At 45.1% G+C, this 19,599-nt stretch carries 12 protein-coding genes; 2 read left to right on the forward strand and 10 right to left on the reverse strand.

The genetic code is table 11. The features are described 5' to 3' along the window. Window positions 1-77: 77 nt before the first annotated feature. The 10 genes from ACZ5V1_RS16980 to ACZ5V1_RS17025 form a co-directional block, all read right to left on the reverse strand. Window positions 78-1,112: a DUF4434 domain-containing protein gene (locus tag ACZ5V1_RS16980; protein ID WP_464389856.1), complete on the reverse strand. Its 1,035-nt coding sequence runs from the start codon at window positions 1,110-1,112 to the stop codon at window positions 78-80. Window positions 1,113-1,122: 10 nt separating this feature from the next. Then, window positions 1,123-4,800 carry a tetratricopeptide repeat protein gene (locus tag ACZ5V1_RS16985; protein ID WP_464389857.1) on the reverse strand — a complete coding sequence of 1,226 codons (3,678 nt, stop codon included), beginning with the start codon at window positions 4,798-4,800 and terminating at the stop codon, window positions 1,123-1,125. Continuing rightward, on the reverse strand, window positions 4,800-7,049 hold the full coding sequence (locus tag ACZ5V1_RS16990) for a glycosyl transferase family protein (protein ID WP_464389858.1): 2,250 nt from the start codon (window positions 7,047-7,049) through the stop codon (window positions 4,800-4,802). The genes ACZ5V1_RS16985 and ACZ5V1_RS16990 overlap by 1 nt, the downstream gene beginning before the upstream one ends. 92 nt (window positions 7,050-7,141) lie before the next feature. After that, entirely contained in the window at window positions 7,142-8,308 is a 1,167-nt protein-coding gene (wecB, locus tag ACZ5V1_RS16995) for a non-hydrolyzing UDP-N-acetylglucosamine 2-epimerase (protein ID WP_464389859.1), read from the reverse strand. A gap of 353 nt (window positions 8,309-8,661) precedes the next feature. Continuing rightward, window positions 8,662-9,039: a RidA family protein gene (locus ACZ5V1_RS17000; protein WP_464389860.1), complete on the reverse strand. Its 378-nt coding sequence runs from the start codon at window positions 9,037-9,039 to the stop codon at window positions 8,662-8,664. Window positions 9,040-9,049: 10 nt separating this feature from the next. Then, window positions 9,050-10,252, reverse strand: coding sequence for a YgeY family selenium metabolism-linked hydrolase (locus ACZ5V1_RS17005; RefSeq protein ID WP_464389861.1), 1,203 nt, complete (start codon window positions 10,250-10,252; stop codon window positions 9,050-9,052). A 100-nt stretch (window positions 10,253-10,352) separates the two neighbouring features. Continuing rightward, window positions 10,353-11,897 (reverse strand): BCCT family transporter, encoded by a 1,545-nt coding sequence (locus ACZ5V1_RS17010; RefSeq protein ID WP_464389862.1) that lies wholly within the window; start codon window positions 11,895-11,897, stop codon window positions 10,353-10,355. 18 nt (window positions 11,898-11,915) lie between these two features. Next, window positions 11,916-13,082, reverse strand: a complete 1,167-nt coding sequence (locus tag ACZ5V1_RS17015; RefSeq protein WP_464389863.1) for a M24 family metallopeptidase — start codon at window positions 13,080-13,082, stop codon at window positions 11,916-11,918. Between the two features lie 33 nt (window positions 13,083-13,115). Further along, window positions 13,116-14,327 carry a diaminopropionate ammonia-lyase gene (gene dpaL, locus ACZ5V1_RS17020; RefSeq protein WP_464389864.1) on the reverse strand — a complete coding sequence of 404 codons (1,212 nt, stop codon included), beginning with the start codon at window positions 14,325-14,327 and terminating at the stop codon, window positions 13,116-13,118. A 200-nt stretch (window positions 14,328-14,527) separates the two neighbouring features. Next, window positions 14,528-16,267 (reverse strand): sigma-54 interaction domain-containing protein, encoded by a 1,740-nt coding sequence (locus tag ACZ5V1_RS17025; protein WP_464389865.1) that lies wholly within the window; start codon window positions 16,265-16,267, stop codon window positions 14,528-14,530. A gap of 252 nt (window positions 16,268-16,519) precedes the next feature. On the opposite strand from ACZ5V1_RS17025, the gene pepT reads away from it, so the two are divergent. After that, window positions 16,520-17,770 carry a peptidase T gene (pepT, locus tag ACZ5V1_RS17030; protein WP_464389866.1) on the forward strand — a complete coding sequence of 417 codons (1,251 nt, stop codon included), beginning with the start codon at window positions 16,520-16,522 and terminating at the stop codon, window positions 17,768-17,770. A gap of 351 nt (window positions 17,771-18,121) precedes the next feature. Beyond that, window positions 18,122-19,468: an NCS2 family permease gene (locus ACZ5V1_RS17035; protein ID WP_464389867.1), complete on the forward strand. Its 1,347-nt coding sequence runs from the start codon at window positions 18,122-18,124 to the stop codon at window positions 19,466-19,468. The last annotated feature ends 131 nt before the right edge of the window (window positions 19,469-19,599 follow it).

Consider the following 19,599-nt stretch of genomic DNA (forward strand, 5'->3'; position numbering starts at 1 on the left):
AATAAATAAATTTTCAAATTTTTCGGAACTGTCTGAAGCCGTAATGTCCAATGGGACAGGGCTTCGTGGTGAGCTGACTATTTGACGTAAAGAACTTCTTGAAGAAGAGCATTTGCTTTTTCGCCACCCAGCGGGCTCATATATTCGGCAACGCTAAATATCATAACGCCATGTGGGGCGTACGGCAGCTCTTCCCGCATTTGTTCGTGGATGCGTTTTAACGATGCAGGTTCTGCTTTAAAGGTATCACTCTCTAATTGAGTGAATATTTCGAGCACAGGCTGGATTGTACAACACGATCCCTGCATTTTCTGCTGCATGATACTTAGATAAATCGGCACATCTTTAATGCCCAATTTTTTTACGCCGACTCCATCCTGAAAGAGGACGCGTTCAATTCCTGACTCATCAGCAACAGTTCTCCAGAATTGACCCAGTTTTTCCGGTGAAGCCCATCCGTTTGAAAATGCGGAGATGGATATGGGTTTGTTTGGAACCAAAGTGCTGAGGTCTCCGTGGGTGTCTTTGATGAAAGAACAAAGGATAGATCTATATTCTTCGCTCAACCATGTCCGGTCATCAATTTCCTGCGAAATATACCATCCAGCAAAAACAGGAGAAGATTGGAGCTGCTGGGCAATTGGTTTAATAGCTTCCATGGTTGCTTTGCGTATCCGCATAAAGTGAACTTGTATGAGTTCCGGCTCGGATTTAATTCGCTCCCAGTAAGAATTATAGAAAACTCCACCAAGAGTAACGAGCATACCGTTGCATTCAGCGTACTCGAATATTTTGCTGATGACGGATAAATTATATGTAGGAACGGATTGAATTGGTTCACTTGGCTCTTCGAGAGCCTCGGGCTTTTGGGGCTCTTCTGTTGTTCCCGCGTTTTCTTCAAACACTACCCACTGCACTATTATTTCACGGATACCCAGTTTTCGGTATGTATCGAAAAGAGTATCCCACTTATTACTGTCCCATGTTTCCATGGTCTTAGTTGGTTGCAAAAAGGTTCCTGCAATGCCCTGCATAGCAAAGCCGGAAGACGGCAAAAAGAATATCAAGAATAAAATAGCAGTGGCCAGAAAAGTATGAAGACGGCTTATCATATTGCTCTCTCTAGAAGTTAAGTCTTAGGACAACACTTAATCCATTGTAGTCGTCGCTATTTTCTTTTGTGTATTTGCCATACAGATACCGGATTAAGATTTCCCAATCGCGTTTGTAGGCGAGATACTGATCTTCTCCCTCAAGCCAGCGGAAAGAAATTGCCGGTCCGCCTTCTATTCTACTAAAATTATTTCTGTCTGGAGAAACTTCATTATATGTAGCAAAGAGGTGAGGGGTAATAAGCCACGCATCATCTATGTTCCATGTCCATCCCTGACGTCCATGAATTAAGAACACAGTACGTTTTTCATCTTGAATATACTCATCCAGCTCAGCGTAGAGGAAGCTGTAGTTCCAACTGGATTCTGCGGCTTGCATTGCCCAGCCGTCATCTACAGACCCCATAAGCCGTAAGAGAGTATTGTCTTCAGCGTCTTCTCCTATTTTGAATAGGCGTTCTACACCAAGGGCAATGTTTGCTTCGGAAAAAGGTTTGTACCGAACTCCGGCGGCACCCTGAGTTGATTCAGCAGAAAAATCGAACACACCGTTTTCTAGGCGGTTCACACTGACTCGACCAATGAGTGAAAAGATTTTCCCATTTCTGAAGCCGAAATTTTTGGGAATATATCCGACTTCTACACCGGCAGTATTATCAAGAACGCCAACCTGAATGCCCTGTGCATCGGAAACAAAATTATCGTCATCCGGTGAATACGCGTAGAATGCTGTAACATCCCAGCGATTCGTTATGTGACGGACTTCTTCTTTAAAATCGTAGATTTTTTTCCTGAGTGATTTTTTCGTTTCCTCAGGATAGTACGGGGCATTATCGATGGACTTTTTAAACCAAGCCACGGATGCGTCATTGTCGTACAGTTGCTTGGTTATGTACGCGAGATCTTCTACAAGATTAATGTAATCAGGATCTTTTTTCTGAAGATCTACAAAAATTACTTCAGCCTTTTCAAACTCTTCATTTTTATAATACGCGTACCCGAGTGATATTCTATATGCGTTGGCAGGGTCCAGTTCGACTGCTGTTTGAAAGGATTTAATGGCTCCTTCAAGATCTTCAGAACTCTCTTGAACTTGCCCTAGGAGGTAGTATCCTTCGGCATTTGGTTTTTCTGCAATGCCTTTACTGAACGCTGCTTGAGCCTTTTCAAATTGTTGTGACTCTTTATATGTACGACCCAATTCTTCGTAATACAGTACCCGGAGTTTTGGCGTATCCAATTGTTCTGGATTCACTGTCAGTAAGGTAGATTCTGCATCTTCCAGATTGCCAGCTAGGCGCTGTGCCTGACCAAGCTTGTATGCCCCCAGCGGGGTAGGCGTAATACATAATGCAATTTTATAATTAGCAATAGATTCGGTGTAGCTTCCCTCGCTGGTGTAAAGATACCCTAGCTGGTCGTAGATTTTAGCAGAGCCTTGGAGCACAGACGCAGGCGCGGATTTTTTAGCCTCTTTCAGATAATACAGAGCCAGACCGGGTTTGTTGAGTTTTTGAAAACAGAAACTCAGTGCTGAATCTGCCTCGTATTTGATGCCAAGGTTTCTTGCGCGTCTAAGTTCCTTAATAGCTTCTTGGTATTTTTCCGCTTTATATAGAGCCAGCCCCATGTCCATCCGAATGCGTGGGGTCTCTCCACCCGCAGCAATGGCTTGTCGCATGTAGCGTATCCCCACATCGGTTTTATCCATTGCGATATAGAGGTAACCAAGGTTGATAAGAAGAGTTTGACGCTGTTTTGGTGAAAGCTTGGAGTGGGTAAGTGCTCTAACATAAACCTCTGCTGCTTTGCTTGCATGTCCACGTTTGGAATATATGGTTCCCATCATGCTTAATGCTTCAAAATTATGCGCATCAGATGATACGCGAAGGTATCTACGAAGAGTTTTTAATGTCTTGTCATATTTTTGGGCTGCATAAAAAGATTCACCAGCGCGAAGGAGTAGAGATGGCTTTTTCTTCTCAGCAGCTTCATATGCTTTAAGATAGAGTTCGCCTGCGGTTTCAGGCTTGCCATGTCGAGTTTCTAGAGTTGCTAAGCGTTCAAAAACAACCATGGCATTGTCACCATGTAATTGGTCAGAATTCAAAATAGTTTTGTAGATTTTGATAGCCTGTTCATGCTGTCCGTTTTTTTCATAAGCATAAGCCAGCAACATGGAAGTAGCGAAATCGTGATTGGCAGAATCAAGTTTTTGGAATGTTGCAATGGCGTCCTTGTATTCCCCCGCGTAAAGCTGCGTTCGTCCTAAGGCCAGCAGTGTTTGATCGTTATCGGGGTGTCTTGCTAGCGCTGCAAGGAACGCATCCTTTGCTTCAGAATATTGCTTTGAACCATAATATAGGAAGCCGAGGTTTTGGAGTGCACTTTCCTGATTTTCTGATGAAAGGAATCCGGAATTGAGTGCCTTGGATAATTCAACAATTGCCTCGGAGCTATTGCCTTCTTTCATATAAGCAGTGCCAAGCTCCATATGAGCGCGAGCCTGATCCGCACCTAACTCCAATGTTGAAATAAGTAATTTGTATGTTTCAATAGCGTTCGCCCAATCGCCTTTAAGCCCCTGAGCTGTGGCTAACGCCTCCATAGCTTCAGCAGTCGGTACGATGGCTAAGGACTGCTCAAAAGCTTCGATGGCCATATCTATATTACCAAGTCGTATGGCTACGAACCCTTTCTTCGTGAATAACTCAGCTTTTTCATCTATTGTTGCGGCTGTTTTTGTCAGTTTATCAAAGAGTTCGATGGATTCATTTCCTCTTCCCAGCTCCTCAAGAATGAATGCTTTAAGCAGTAACTGAGTTGATTCCTGCCTATTTTCTAAGGAAAGGTTAATCCATTCCAGAGCCTTATCGTATTGCTTTGTTTCGTAAGAAAGTTCCGCCAGACGATAGGTAATGGACGTTACTGTTGGCGCTATGTTGTGAGCTTTAAGTAATATCTCTTGAGCCTCATCAAACTTACGAACCTTCATGTAAATATCTGCGATATCGCTTAAGGCGATTAAACGATCTTTTTGTGAGAGGGCGTCTGAATCTGTAAAGGCGAGCGCTTTTGTATAGGCTTTCAGCGCTTCATCGAGACGATTTGCTCCTTTGTAGGCTAACCCCAAAATGTATGCGTGCTTTGCGGGTGAAAGAGTAGAGCCCTCGGTCTCAAGGATATTTAGTAGAAGAGCATATTCTTTCTGTTTAATAAGCAAGTGAACTGCACTGACAAAGGCATTTTCTTGTGCGAGTTTTGTAAGAATCTTTTTTTGTATAGTATCTAGCAACAGATCCAATGCTTCAGTATTACGCCCAAGTTTCTGTAGCGAACTTGTTGCAAGCATCAAGGCGCTGGCATTATCAGGATATCTTTTAAGTACTTCGAAAGCTTGATTTTTGGCCTGAGTATAATCTCTCTGGTCATATAATACCTGACAATAATCTAAGCGCACGTTTGTGTCGGTGGGATCAATTTCAAGAACTTTGGCAAACTCTACAGCTGCTTCACTCAGTTTTCCTTCTTTGAGATGCTCGTATGCTTTGTCTTTGTAAGGGTAGACTTTAAGTTCAATGATCTGTTGCTCAAACCAGTTTCTTTCAGCAGCAGCTGACTGCGGGTAGAGTACACCTGTGATGGAAAAGCACAGTGTCAGACTGAAGATAGCGATAATTCGGTACATTACTTAGTCTCCCAAGCGCTTAGGAAATGCTCAAGATTTTTCGGTGTAATAACCCCTTGTTCGATAAGTACTTCACCCAACAATGGGCAGTTCTGTGCCTGTTCTATAAGAGCAGCATTTAATTGTTTTGGAGTGATGTGTTTTTGGGCTAACAGGAATTCTCCTGTTCTCTTGATTTGTTTTTGCTCTAAAAATTCTTTGTTTGCTTTTGCGAATGTCTCTTCAGTGAGAACTCCCTGCCGGATTAAGATTTCGCCCAGAGGGAGGTAGCGGCGTCTTTGAGTCCGAAGGGCTTCTGAAAGATCTTCGGAGGAAATCTCGCTTTTTTCCACGAGTGCTTTACCCAGAAAATTTGACTCTTTTAAGGTAAAACGGCGTTCGTAGCCTCTGCGGATAGCGAAGGCTATGTCGCTTTTTGCTGCAATGCGTAATGCAATGTAGCGTCCGACACTCTTTTCAATATCGCGCAACGACTTTTCGTCAAGCATCTCGTTTGTAGCCATGATGAGCTGATCATTTTCAATTGATAATGGGTAGACGTTGTATGTAACGGCAGATTTAAACGGAACCATATCGAGCAATTCAAGTGGCGTACTGTAAGGGTCAATATCCTGCGTTTCGACTGTAAACTGAATGCCTAATGCCTGAATAAGTTGGTCTTCCGTTATGTAGCCCAGATCAATAAGCACTTCACCAAGACGCTTGCTTGATTTGTTTTTTATTTCCAAGGCGGAATCAAGCTGCTCGATTGTTAAAAATCTGCGGTCTAAAAGCAGATCACCCAATTTACGGCGGTAGGCGCGCAATTCATCTTCTGAAGGATAGACATGATCTGTTTTGTCCCATGCAGCTTTTTGGCCTGTGGCACGTAGTTTTGTGTATATGGCGATTGCTTTAGTAGTGGCGATGAAGTTGATGATGTTAGCCCAAAATAAGCGTGGGATAGCCAACAAGCCTTGGAACCAGTCGTAGGTGCGTACAACAAAAAGAACGCGCATGAAAATTCGCCAGAAGAGGAAAAAGAGACAGATCGAAATAAGCGCAGTTGACCATGGAGAATCATCTACCAATGGCGGCAGATTATATTCCTTTGAAAGGACGTTGTAGATAATCAGTCCTAAAATGAAGACAAACAAAAAGTTACCGGTAAAGTTCGCAAGGTTGGTCACGAGTGTTTTGCGATCACGCCACAGCATGTAGCGATACGCAAGGCTGCCATGCCATCCCATGCTACTCCAGCCTTGAAGTGCTATACCCATAACCCATCGAGTTTTCTGACGGATTGCCGTGTGTAGCGTGTTAGGAAAAAATTCGCGGATGGAGATAAATTCCTTAACTTGCTTTTGCTTCGGGGTGCGAGAAAAGAAGCCTTTGACCATTTTGTTCCGCCAAATCCATTGGCGTACAAATGCTTGCTTGAGGCCGAATTCTTTTAGCTGAAGACCAAATTCATAGTCTTCAGTAAGGGAGTTTGTATTAAAAGGCTGATGGTTTCTTGCCGCTGCAACAATTTTAAGCGTTTTGCGACTAAGTGCTGTTCCCACTCCGGCAGATGGTACAGCTCCAGTAAGAGCTTCGCGAACAATAAGATCACGTGTATGGTTTTCGGCAAACTCATCAATGTAGTGGTTACCAGTGAAATTTGTCCAGTGACGCGGCACAGGGTGTACCGGAATCTGAATCATATCCAGTTTGGGAATAACGTAATTGCACAGCTTCAACATGAGTGGATGGATAATGTCTTCGGAGTCCTCCATGATAAAGATCTCAAATTTTTTATTGTTATCTTTTTCAAAAACTAGAATGCCTTCGTAAAGCCAGTTAAGGCAGTCAGCTTTGTTTGTAGGTCCGTCGTTGGGCGTAACAATGCGTTCTACGTTGCCATATTTTTCGCGTATTAAGTCTACTTCTCGTTGAGTAGCCGGATCATTAGGGTATGTGCCTATAAATATGACATAATTTGAGTAATTAATTGTTTTTATGGTGTTTTCGAGCATTTGCCGAATGATAGCAGATTCATCCCAGCAAGGAATCATAACGGCAATAGCTTGTTCAGGCTTAGCCAGTAGTTGCTCTTCTGTCAGGCGCTTATTGTGCTTTGTTATGAACAGTTTCCGATAGGTTTCTCGAAAAAAATAGCAGAGGTCTATGAAGAACTCGTCGATGCCGCTGATAACAAAGATGAATGCAACACCAAGAAAAACGATCTTGAGTATTAAAAAAAGAATTATGCCCACTTCGTTTAACATATGAGTCCCATAATTGTTTAATTTTCATGAAACTGGTTGTTTTGCGCCTATGTGATACTTGAAATTTCGTAGTGCAATTGGAGTCTTCAGAATTATGGAAAACAAAAAGAGTCTTGTTCATTAAGATATGGATGCTGCCCACTGTTCCAAGCAGAAATAGCTTGTACAATGCGCTTGGAAGCTAAACCATCTCCAAAGGGATTAGTCGGTGAAATCGACTTGTTTGCCCCTTGCTTGCTGTTAAGAATAGCACATGCTTCTTTGACTATTTCGTCAGTGTCTGTGCCTACAAGTTTGGACAGTTTGGCATCAAGCGCCTCTGTGCGCTCTGTTGTCTTGCGCATAACCAATACGGGTACCCCAAAAGTAGGTGCCTCTTCCTGCACGCCTCCGGAATCACTCAAAATTAACGATGCATGTTTCATGGTGGAGATGAAATCAAAGTAATTCTGTGGTTCAATAATGTGCACGCGTTGATGTTCTTTAATGTTATCGAATGCGATTTCACGCACTTTCGGATTTTTGTGTATCGGAAACACAATTTCAATATCATCGTACGCGCGGACTATTTTATTGATGGAAGCACATATGTTTTTCAGTGGCTCACCCCATGATTCGCGACGGTGTGCCGTTACCAGAACAAGACGATGTTCGGATTGGAGAACCTTTGCTACAGCAGTAGGAAGTTTTGTGACCTTGCTGGAGATGCTGTTTAATGCATCAACAACTGTGTTGCCGGTGACAACAATGCTTGATGGCGTGACGCTTTCAGCCAAAAGGTTTTTCTGTGCTGAGAGTGTCGGAGCAAAATTAAGCGTTGAGAATGTGCTGATAAGTTTACGATTCGCTTCTTCGGGATATGGATTCATGATGTTGCCGCTACGTAATCCGGCTTCAATGTGCCCAACAGGAATCTGACGGTGAAAAGCAGCCAGTGCTCCCGTAAAGGCTGTGGTGGTATCTCCCTGCACCAAAAGGAGGTCTGGCGAAGTCGCTTCTAAAATCGAATCCATACCCATCAATGCTTTTGATGAAAGTTCGTTAAGATTTTTAGTAACGTTCATAAGCTTCAGATCAACGTCTGGTGTCAGATCGAAGAAAGAAAAAACTTGATCAAGTTGTGACTGATGTTGCCCCGTGGAAATGAGATGTATTTCCATGTCCGTTCTGGCAGCAATACTTTTCAGAACCGGTGCCATTTTTATGGCCTCGGGTCGGGTGCCGATGACAGCAGATATTTGGAATTTTTTATCGGGCATAAGACCTTTCACATCTTTTTATAAAATTGGGCGCAGTTATATCACTCGCGATATTGTAACATACAATGAGCGCTATGTTTTTCTATTATAGATGCCATAACGGCTTGCCGGTGTTACCTCTTTTGAAGAAGGTTGCGGATATGATTTGCCCATGAGGCTATGATGATGAGTTTCTTATGATATACGTGTTGGGGAGATCTAAGGGAAAGACTTTTTTAATCCACACTTATTCTTGAAAGCTTGATAGCAAAGAGCTGTTTGTACTAACTACATCTTGTGTGAGCGGAAAGAACATAAAAAAAGAGCCCTAACATTTGTCAGAGCTCTTTTTTTTTGGACTTTTGGAAGGTTAGCTATAAGGCAACAACAGCTTCAATTTCAATGCGAACATTGAGTGGAAGTTTTGCTACCTGATAGGCACTACGGCTTGGGTATGGTTTGCTGAAGTATTCCGCGTAGACGGTATTTGCGTCTGCAAAATCTTCAAGATTTGCCATGAGAACAGTGGTTTTAACAATCTGGTCCATGGTTGCGCCTGCGGCTTCAACAACAGCTTTGAGGTTTTCAAGAGACTGGCGAGCACACTCCTGAATAGAGCCTTCGCATATTTTGCCGGTTTCCGGATCAATTGGAAGCTGGCCGGAAACATACAAGGTGTCACCGTGTTTGATTGCCTGAGAATATGGGCCTACTGGAGCTGGAGATTTTTCAGTGTAAATTTCTGTTTTCATCATATGATCCTTACAAAGTATTTTTAGTGTAGGTTGTGGCAATAGCAGCGTACATCATGGCAGCATGAAGCACCTGTTTTTTGCTGACGTATTCATCAGCGACATGGCAGGCATCAAGTGTGCCCGGGCCGTATCCGATAACTGGAATATTATGTTTGCCCATAATGGCAACACCGTTTGTAGAGAACGGCCATGTGGTAAGCGTTGCTTTTTTGCCGAATAATTCTTCATATGCCTGTACGGATGCTGTAGTGACATCGTGGTCTTTTTCCAGCTTCCATGCAGGGAAAATGCACTCTTTGTTGCACTCCTTCCCTGTGTAGGATGGGTCTGTGAACGTAAAGAGTTCGATGCGTGCGTCAGCAGCCTTAACAGCAGGAAGTTCTGCAATTTGTCCAAGTGCGTATTCAGGGGATTCTCCCCATGTGAGGCGTCTGTCGATGGAAATTTCACAGTAATCAGCAACGGAACAACGGGACGCGGTTTTTGAAGTAACTTCGGAAACCACAAGGCAGCCTTTACCAAGTTCTGGGTCTTCAACTTCAAAATTATGGCTGAGTTCTTCCAACTCGTTAATGATAGAAGCCATCTTGTAGATTGCGTTGTCACCCAGATGCGGGGTAGAGGCGTGGGCGCTTTTACCTGAAACAAAAATTTTGAGTTCGAGACGTCCTTTTTGTGCCAAAGAGATTTCGTCGTTGCTTGGTTCTGCAAGAATAACGAATTTCGGCTCAAGGTTGCGTTCCTCGATCATGTATTCCCATGCGAGCCCCTCGCATGGTTCTTCCTGCACACTTGCGCAAGCCATGTATGTAAGATCATCTGTGAGTTCGAGATCTTTGATGACTTTGCCTGCATAGACCATGGCAGCAATGGCGGACTTCATATCAGCTGCGCCTCGTCCGTAGATGCATTCCGCATCCTGATCGCCGGAAAGTGGAGCACGTGACCACTGGCTTTCGTCACCGTTGCCGACAACATCCATATGTCCGTCTACACATACGAGCTTTTTGCCGTGACCGATTGTCCCACAGACATTGCCCATTTCATCGACAAGTACGGAATCAAAACCAAGTTCATGCATCTTCGCTTCTACGCATTTCGCTACGCGCCCTTCGTCACCGGAAAGGCTTTCAATTTGAATCAGCGTACTGGCGAAATCGTAAATGTCTTGCGCGTAGTGCTTTGTCCGAGCGGTAATTTTTTCAAACATGCTATGCTTACCATTTTATTTTACAGCGGGCATGGGCGGAAGTTCCATGCCCGCTGTGTTTAGAAGTCTCAATGTGGATTAATGAGGAATCCGTTTCTTGCTAGTTAAACTCTTCTCTGAACTGTTTGAATGTACTGATTATACATAGGAAGAGTACGAACATGAGTGGCAGTGCAAAGATAAGGCTGATGCTCTGGAGGAGATCAATACCAGTTTTGGTGCCGAGCATGAGAGTCAGAGCCATGGCTGCTTGAGCAATAGTCCAGATGGTTTTCATTTTGTTACTCGGGTTCAAATCCCCGTCAGCGCTCATGCTGCTGAGGGTGTAAGTGGAACTGTTAATAGAGGTGATAAAGCAGGTGAACAGCGCCAGCACAACACCGATGGAAATAACAGTTCCGAATGGAAATCCTTCGAGCACAATAAAGGTAGCAGCTTTGGAAGATGCTGCCGCAGCACTGAGTGCTTCTGGAGAAGCTTCAAGACCGATGGTGCCGAAGAAAGCAACCCAGAGGAAAATACCAAGGCAAGGCAGAATCATAGAGCCGAGAATGAATTCGCGAACAGTACGGCCTTTGGAAACACGAGCGATAAATGGACCAACAAATGGAGCCCATGCGATTGCCCATGCATAGTAGTAGATAGGCCAGCCGGAAATCCATGAGCCTTCTTTTTCCGCAGCAAATGTTGGCAACATGAGTGCATCAGAGAAGAAGTCGTTCATGTAGTTACCCATCGTGTCAAAGTACACGTTGAGCATTTTAGTTGTCGGGCCCACAGCACCAACAAGAAGCAGGAGGCCGACAAGCAGGTATACGTTGTAGTCGGAAAGAACCTTGATGCCTTTTTCAAGGCCGGTGGTGGTACAAAGAATAGTAATACCGGTGATGATGGCAACAACGACGATCTTAGTTAAGTCAGAATCAGGTGTGCCGAAAAGGTAAGAGAAGCTTACGCTCAGGGAAAGACCTGTCTGACCAAGAGAGGTCGAAATACCTGCAATTGCGCCGAATACACAGATTAGGTTAATAATCTTACCAAGATTGCCGTTTGCAGTATCACGACCCCATGGGAGGAGAATGTTACTGATGAGACCATTCTCATTTTTACGGTACATGAGATAGCCGAGAACGAGTCCTACTACTGAAAATGCAGACCATGCCTGAATTCCCTGATGGATAAAGCTCTGTTTCATTGCGAATTCAGCAGCTTCGGCGGTTTGAGGAGTGATTCCTGTAGTGGAGAGCGGGTTGATGTAATGATATACCGGTTCGGCAACACCCCAGTACAACATTACGGTACCCATACCAGCTGAGAAAAGCATGCCCATCCAAGAGAACGTACTAAACTCCGGCTTTGCGTCATCAGCACCGAAACGGATGTTACCGTACTTGCTGAATGCAAAATAGAACATGACCATGATGTAGGCAAAAGAGCCTGCCATGTAGATCCAACCGAATGTTTCGGTTAGATAGTTCATGGTGTTAATACCTACAGTGTAAAGCTTGTCCGGAAAGATTATACCGGAAAGAACAACCAATACGATAAAGCTCATCGTGCTGGTAAACAGCATTTTACCTTGCTTCATTTGCGGCGCGGACTCTGTCCCAACACCATCTATAATACCTTCCATTTGAGTCGACATAGTGATCCTCTCCCCTCGCTAATCGATAATGGTAATATGTTCACTGGCGCGTCGGGAAATCCATTCAGCACCATCTTCTGTAATAACGATATTTTCTTCGTGCACCATTTCTTTGCCGTCTTCATAGGTCATACCCGGTTCAAGGGTGATGACCATGCCCGGCTCAAGAGTGGTATTGTCTGTGGCAGTGTTAGAAGGCCACTCTGTCAGCTGGATACCAAGGCCGTGGCCAAGACGACCTACGCCGTTACCGAGTGCTCCGCCTGCTTCCATGATGGACCACATTGCGTTGTAGACATCTGTAGTGGTTGCACCTGGACGTGCAGCCTTGAAGCCTGCGGTCGTTGCTTCGTAAACGCAGTCGTAAACACGCTGGGTTTCGTCACTGCAACTGCCGAACGCAAAGTTGCGGTCAAAGTCGGAGAAGTAGCCGTCGAATACTGCACCGGTGTCGATGATCAGTACGTCGCCGTCTTCGATTTCACGGGATGTAGGGCCCATTATGATGCTTTTGTAGCCATCAGGTCCGGAACCGGAGATGAGGTATTTTACAAACTCAGCGCCGCCTTTAAGCATGTTGATGCGCATCTGGGTGCAGATGTCGCGTTCTGTCTGGCCAACTTTTGCGTGGGACGGGATTGCGTCGAATGCATCGTTAGTGATCTGGCATGCTCTGCGGATTTTAGCGACTTCAGCCGGAGTTTTGATAGAACGCAGGTAGTGAACATCTTCTGCAATATCCACGAACTCTTTGCCTTTCACGCGACCGCACAGATCAAGGTAGTCTGCTGTTGGCATACGCAGGTAGGACTGTAGGCCAAGAGTGGCACCAATGCGACCAAAGCGGTTTGGAAGCGCGTTAATAACGCCGGCAACAAGTGAGATGCCGTCGTCTTCCGGTGCAGGGGATGACCAAGTGTGGATATCTTCAATCCAAGTACCGCGCATGCCGCTTTCACCGATGCCTGGAATTACAGCGATAGGTTTACCTTCAGCAGGGATTACTAAAAACCACGGACGGGTTGGGCTTTCCCAAAACTGAGTGTAGTATCCTGTGTAGTAGCGGATGTTCGGTTCGGTTGTAAAAAATACTGCATCCAGCTCGCGTTCGCGCATTAACTTCTGCATACGTGCAGTTCTGGCCTCAAACTCTTCATTCACAAAACCAAATTCTTGAATAGTCATTTTTAACCTCGTTAGGGCAACTGAGTGCAAGGGCTACAAATAATCTCGACCAAACCAAAGAACATCGCGGTATAATTCAGGAGAAGTGTCACCCTCTGTGCTGATGCACAGAACTTTGGCGTTTTCATCAAGACCAAGCTGCTTACGAGCTTCACGGCCTTCTTCTTCCTGCATGACCCACTGGAGGAATCCTGCGGTAGCAGCACCGGATTCACCGGAAGTAACAGGTTCGTCGCCTTTGATTGGAGCACCGAGAATACGCATGCCTTTTGCAGCTACGTCATCAGAGCAGGAGGCATAGGCCACAGGGTAGTCGCGAAGCATTTCCCAGCTTGTGAGGTTTGGTTCGCCGCAAGCAAGACCGGCCATAAGGGTAAGAAGATCGCCTTCTACAGCATGGGGATTGCCATCATTTTCGCATGCTGAAACGTAGAAGCAGTTTGCTGCATCAGGTTCAATAATGATGAATTTTGGGCAGTCTTTTCCAAATGTGGACATAAAGAAGCCAAGCATTGCGCCGGCAAAGCAACCGACACCAGCTTGAAGCAGGATGTGGGTAGGGCGTTCTACGCCAAATTCCTGCATCTGTTCCAGTGCTTCGAGGGCAAGTGTTGTGTAGCCCTGCATGATTGCGTTAGGGATTTCTGTATATCCTTCCCACGCGGTATCCTGCACTGTTACCCAACCATTTTTCTGCGCTTCATCCCATGCCATACGCACGCAGTCATCATAATTGAGTTCAGTAATGGTACACTCTGCGCCGTGTGCTTGAATATTGTCGCGTCGGACAGGTGCAGAGCCTTTTGGCATGTAGATGATTGCTTTTTTATTGAACTGCTCAGCAGCCCATGCAAGCCCTCGTCCGTGGTTGCCGTCTGTGGTGGAAGCAAATGTGATGTCACCGACAGCATCGGAAACTTCTTTGGAACGAAGGTATTCGCAAGTTACTTCGCTTATGTCCTTGCCCATTTTCTCCGCGAGGATTTTCCCAACAGCGTACGAGCCACCCAGCACTTTAAAAGCGTTTAGTCCAAAACGGTAAGATTCGTCTTTTACCAGCACTTCACCAAGCCCTAAATGGGAAGCCAGTTTGGTAAGTCTTGCAAGCGGAGTTGGAGAATATGCTGAAAAAGTACGGTGAAAAGTACGTACTTTTTCAGCAACTTCTTTACTCATTAAAGAAACATCAGCACCAGTAGTAGGAGCCTTTGGCTTTTCGTTGAATTTAATTCTAACCTTCGACAACTCAGTTCTCCCTTGTGGAATATTTAATCTGCTGCCTGTAGAGCAGAGAATGTGCCAAAAGGGTTTTTGCATTATTTAGTTTGCAAAAATAGGTAGTTAGGGTGAAGAGATGTGTGGGGCGAAAGGGAGGAGTCTATTCTCAAAATGAGAAAATTTCTTATTTTGAGAATAGCGAAGGTGGAGGCGCAAGCTGTGCGTGTCTACTGTTCCAATTTTCTATACAGGGTCGCCAAACTGATTCCGAGGCTTGAGGCAGCTTGTCTTTTCCCTTGAGTACTGTCCCCGTAGATATCCAGCGCTCTGTGTATTGCTTGTTTCTCTAATTCTTTAAGAGGAATAACGGGGCGTGAATCTACGTCTGGCAATATGCGTCCAACATCCACTGGAGATTGTAGAAAGCCATCATATAACGCGTGTTCGTTAATTTTTCCGTTATCTTCGGTAATGTTTACAAGGTATTCAATGGCGTTTTCTAGCTCGCGAATATTCCCCGGCCAGCAGTACTTACGCATTTTATTCATGATGGATGCCGGAAGTGTGATCTTCTTTTTATCGAACAAGGAGGAGTACTTTGCTGTGAAGTGGTTGATGAGCAGATTAAGGTCATCAAGGCGATTACGAAGGGGCGGTGTCTGGATAGGAAATACGTTGAGCCTGTAGAATAGATCGGGTCTGAACATGTTCTGACGCATCAAATCTTGAATATTATCGTTTGTTGCTGCAATAATACGGATATCTACAGAGATGGAACGTGTTGCACCAAGGCGCGTGATGGTACGCTCTTGTAGGACGCGCAGGAGTTTAACCTGAAGATAGAGCGGCATTGATGAGATTTCATCGAGGAAGAGAACGCCGTCTTCTGCCAGTTCAAACTTACCAATCTGACCTTGTCTAAGTGCGCCGGTAAACGCGCCGCCAACATAACCGAAAAGTTCGCTTTCAAGCAGTGTGTCTGGAATAGCGCCACAGTTGATGGCAATAAAGGGGGCACCTGCTCTGTCGCTTGTTGCATGGACAGCACGGGCGACAAGTTCTTTACCGGTGCCGCTTTCGCCTGTGATTAGAACAGACGAGTTGGTGGTGGCGGTGGCGCGGATTTGTTCTTTCAGGATATGAATGAGTGGGGAGCCACCAACTATGTGGTTCAGTGAGCTGTTTTCATCATCAATGCCGTGCTGCGTATGAGAAACGGCAGACTGGAGTGTGTCGAAAACAAATACGGAAGAAAAGCTGCTGGTTGCGGCTTTTAAGTTGAGCTTTTTTCCTACAACAAACTGCTGACGATCTTCTTGCTCGACGAGATATTCGTTTTGACCGGAGAAGGTAATGCCTGTTGGTGTGATAGAAAAATTCTCAAATTGAGAATTAAGTGTTTTCTGTAAAATTTCTTGAGCACGTTGGTTGTTGTACACAACGTCTTCACGCGCATTGTAGATAAGTGTGCCCTTGTCGTTCATGTTGACGACTTCAGACATAGCATCAAGCAATCCACTGATGTCTTCCAGCTTTTGCTTTTCGCGTACGCGGTCTGCAATGCTGTTTGCAAGAAGAAGGAGAAAGTTGATGTAGACATCTCGTTGAGGGATAACGCGTTCGCGTGCATCAGGGGAGAGACATACGAGTTCAATGGCGCCGTATGTTGTGTTTCCATCGGAAATAGGAGCACAGATGGAGAGCAGCTCTTTACAGCTGACCTTTGTCTGACATCCTTTGCAGATTTCATTTTTTCGCGGGTTTTCAATAAAGAGAGGCTTTGAGCCTTTAAGCGTAGCCTTCAACAGGTTGCCAGCTTGTTTAATACTGGCGCCAACGCCATGGGCGTATGCCCCTGTGCCTGCAATACGGACAAGTGTTGTGTCTACAACTTCAACATCCAGTCCTGTAACTGTTGAAATTGTATCGGCATAGTATTGAATCTGGTCTTTTACACTAATAAGCATACAGCCCTCCCAAGATGAGAATGGTATTGCACAGAATTCTCAATTTGGGAAATCACAGTGCAAAAGGATGCGTAAGTCCACAAAAAAGGACTGATTCAATAGTGTCACATGGTTGTTCGACTCAGTTGTTCTTTGTACGGAGTGCTCTTGAACAATATTGTGATGTGAAAAGAATATTTTATAGAGTATTTACTTTATATTGCAGTGGAGTATGGTCTCTTAATTCATACTTATTTAATAAAGGCATTTGCTATGCAGACAAATAAAGATTTGTGTTCGTTTCTTACAGAACGTCTTCTTCGTTATTGTGAAGTGGATACCCAGAGTGATGCTGCTTCAACCTCCCGTCCAAGCACAGAATGCCAGCTCGTGTTGCTTCGTATGCTTGCAGATGAACTGTGCGAACTGGGCATTGATGATGCGCGTGTTACCAACTACGGCGCGGTGCTGGCTACCATTCCTGCAAATATAGACATCAAAGTTCCTACCATTGCTTTTGTGGCACATGCGGATACTGCTCCCTCTTTTAATGCCACAGGCGTGAAGCCGCTGTTGCACAAAAATTGGGACGGAAGTGACATTGTGCTGCCGGATAATCTAGAGCTAGTCATATCCTCTACCGCATTTCCGCTGCTTGTAGACAAGCAGGGTGAAGACATTGTTACCGCAAGCGGTACTACTTTGCTGGGAGCGGATGATAAGGCGGGCATAGCTGTTATTATGGGATTGGTTCATTGGCTGAAAGAACATCCGGAACTTCCGCATGGCGATATCCGTGTATGTTTTACACCGGATGAAGAAATTGGCGAAGGCGTCGGCGATGAGCTTATAAAAGATCTCGCATGTGATTTTGCCTATACCATCGATGGGGAAGACCCCGGAACACTGACCTATGAGAGTTTTTCAGCGGACAAAGCCACGGTGACTTTTGAAGGTGTTTCAATCCATACCGGTTCAGCCAAGGATAAACTCGTTAATGCACTGTTCCTTGCTGCAAAGCTTATAACCACCTTGCCGCAGAACAGAATGACGCCAGAAACCACTTTCGGCTACGAAGGCTTTATCTTTGTGGATGAAATTGCAGGCAACGCGGCTGTATGTTCTCTGGATATGAATTTACGTCATTTTGAGTTGGATGGTCTTGAAGAGCAGCGTCAGCTTATTCGCGAGGCATGTGACCTGATCGCAAAAACAGAGCCGCGTGCAAAAATTACATGCACTTTTAGCAAACAGTACCGAAATATGCGGTACTGGCTTGAAGATGACATGCGTCCTGTAGAGATTGCGCGTGAGGCATTTGAAGAAGTCGGTTTGCAGGTGGTGGAAGAGCCTATTCGCGGAGGGACTGACGGATCATTACTTACAGAAAAAGGTATCCCAACCCCGAACATTTTTTGTGGAATGCAGAATGTGCATGGCCCGTACGAATGGGTAAGCATTCAGGATATGGAAAAGGCAATGCAGGTGTGTGTACTATTAAGTCAAAAGTGGGCACAGCAATAAGAAAAAAGAACAATAAATAAATCTGAGCCGGATCGTGCCGTGTGATTAGGCGATGCTCTATAGATATAGGGTGGTTGCTTGACGTGGTTAGATAGTAACTGTGAGTAAATGAGGTAACTTTTTTTCCTGTGCAGTTTTTGAAACACGTTGAGACACAAGGCATGAAACACATTGAGACAAGGTTGGCTCTTTTCTTGCGCTCTTATACGTTTTGGTGCATGGAGTCCGAGCCGACCCACTTCCAATGGTCGGCTTTGCTGTTGTTAACGAGTAGGATCGCATTTCAGGGAGCACCTTCTGACAAGGTGCGGCATTCCGTGCGGGGACTGTACGGAGTGTTGAGGAAAGGAAATGCGGTGGTTGCTACGTAAGGAGGATCTTGTTGTGAGCAAGGGATTTCTTGAGCGTCAGTTCAAGCTGTCCGAGCACGGCACTACTGTAAGTACAGAAGTGACTGCGGGCCTGACTACATTTATGACTATGGCGTACATTCTGGCTGTTAACCCGGCTATTCTGGGAGCTGCTGGAATGGACCCTGCTGCGGTGTTTACTGCATCCGCAGTGGCCGCAGCTGTTGGTACATTGATTATGGCGCTTTTTGCAAACCTGCCATTCGCGTTAGCGCCGGGCATGGGATTAAACGCATTTTTCGCCTACACCGTAGTTCTTACCATGGGCTACACCTGGCAGACTGCTCTTACAGCAGTATTCCTTGAAGGTGTTATCTTTATTATCCTCACCGGTACCAACATCCGTGAAGCAATCATTAACAGTATTCCTGTAAACTTAAAGCGCGCTATTTCTGCCGGTATCGGCTTCTTTATTGCGCTTATCGGTTTCAAGAGTGCCGGTATTGTTGTTCCTTACGAGCCAACCCTTGTTACTGTTGGTAACATTGCCTCTGCAGGCCCTATGGTCTGTATTATCGGTCTTATCGTTATCGGCGTGCTTTTCTCTAAAAAAGTTAAAGGCGCACTGCTTATCGGTATGCTCGTAGCAACCGCCATTGGTATTCCGCTTGGTGTAACAGATCTGAGCACTTTTAATACTGACCACTTGTTCAGTGTTCCAAGTCTGTCTCCGCTCTTTATGCAGCTGGACTTCTCCAATGTGTTCTCTTTGGACATGGCCATTATTCTGTTTACTTTCTTGTTTGTAGATATGTTTGACACTGTTGGTACCCTTATCGGGGTTACCGCTAAAGCAAACATGCTCGACGAACGCGGCCGTGTTCCTAACGCAAAGCAGGCTCTGTTCGCAGATGCTATCGCAACAACCGCAGGTGCTTGTCTTGGTACCTCTACTGTTACTACTTTCGTAGAAAGTGCAGCAGGCGTTGCTGAAGGTGGCCGTACTGGTCTTACCGCGCTTACTACTGCAGCATTGTTTGCTCTGGCTCTTCTCGTTGCTCCTATCTTCCTCGTAATTCCTGCTCAGGCAACTGCGCCTGCTCTTATTACTGTTGGTATGTTCATGATGAGCCCGATTCGCGAAATCGATCTTGACGATTACACCGAAGCAATTCCTGCTTTCCTCTGTATCGTTATGATGCCATACACTTTCAGTATTGCTGAAGGTATCATCTTTGGTCTTACTTCTTACGTAGTACTGAAGTTCTTCACAGGCCGTCGTGCTGAGATTCCTAATCTTGCATACATCCTTGTTGGTCTGTTTGTTCTGAAATTTATGATGCATTAATTCTGCATACGAATTTTTCAGTCGATAGATAATCAAAAGCCCCTTGCGCGTTAGCGTAAGGGGCTTTTTTGTTTTTTATTACAAAGAGACACATAGGCTTATCATAGGTTTTATCTGCTGTTATTGGGATA

Source organism: Halodesulfovibrio oceani subsp. galateae (assembly GCF_055397225.1).